This is a genomic window from Microbacterium sp. NPDC055312, from assembly GCF_053645675.1.
The window spans coordinates 1-1,175 of record NZ_JBSHMU010000014.1; the positions used below are offsets into that span (position 1 = coordinate 1).

The 1,175-nt window shown below is 54.5% G+C and carries 2 rRNA genes; both read right to left on the minus strand.

Going from position 1 to position 1,175, the window contains the following annotated elements:
• Nucleotides 1-729, minus strand: a 23S ribosomal RNA gene (locus ACWIDW_RS14820); the annotation flags it as partial.
• Between the two features lie 367 nt (nt 730-1,096).
• Nucleotides 1,097-1,175 (minus strand): 16S ribosomal RNA (locus tag ACWIDW_RS14825); the annotation flags it as partial.

Genomic DNA, 1,175 nt, shown 5'->3' on the forward strand with positions numbered 1-1,175 from the left:
AGACTCGCTTTCGCTACGGCTACCCCACACGGGTTAACCTCGCCACATATCACTAACTCGCAGGCTCATTCTTCAAAAGGCACGCTGTCACCCCTACTAAGGAGGCTCCAACGGTTTGTAAGCAAACGGTTTCAGGTACTATTTCACTCCCCTCCCGGGGTACTTTTCACCTTTCCCTCACGGTACTTGTCCGCTATCGGTCATCTGGGAGTATTTAGGCTTATCAGGTGGTCCTGACAGATTCACACGGGATTTCTCGGGCCCCGTGCTACTTGGGATACTCTTCACGCTGCGCATGACATTTCGACTACGGGGCTGGCACCCACTATGGCCCGACTTTCAAGACGGTTCGTCTATATCATCACATCACGTCGAACACTCGGCAGAATGTTCAGAAAAGTCCCGCAACCCCGGGCATGCAACGCCTGCCGGCTATCACACACACCCGGTTTAGCCTCATCCGCTTTCGCTCGCCACTACTCACGGAATCACTGTTGTTTTCTCTTCCTGTGGGTACTGAGATGTTTCACTTCCCCACGTTCCCTCTACCCGCCCTATATATTCAGGCGGGAGTCACCAGGTCGCACAAACGCCTGGCGGGGTTTCCCCATTCGGACACCCTCGGATCAAAACTCGCTTATCAGTTCCCCGAGGCTTATCGCAGATTGCTACGTCCTTCTTCGGCTCCAGATGCCAAGGCATCCACCGTTTGCTCTTAAAGACTTGAAATCACATGAGATGAACCGGATCCAGGAAAAGATCCGGCTCGGTTTTTCTTTAAGATGCTCGCGTCCACTGTGTAGTTCTCAAAGTACGGGCGGCCCCCCACAACCATCACCAACCGGCAACAGAAGTAAGGGCCACAAGGAAACAGAACAACCCCTCCCCGAAAGAAGAAGCCGGCCCGGTCCCTCAGGACCCAACAGCGTGCAGGCACCCACACCACGAGCCAAGCGTTCCGACTGCCGAAGCAGTGTACTGACTCAAACCCACGGTCTGAATGCCATGTCAAATGTTCCACCCATGAGCTCCGGTCACACACATTCGGTGTGAATCCGGCTCTGTCAGAACCCGAAGGCCCTGCAGTGCTCCTTAGAAAGGAGGTGATCCAGCCGCACCTTCCGGTACGGCTACCTTGTTACGACTTAGTCCTAATTACCGATCCCACCTTCGAC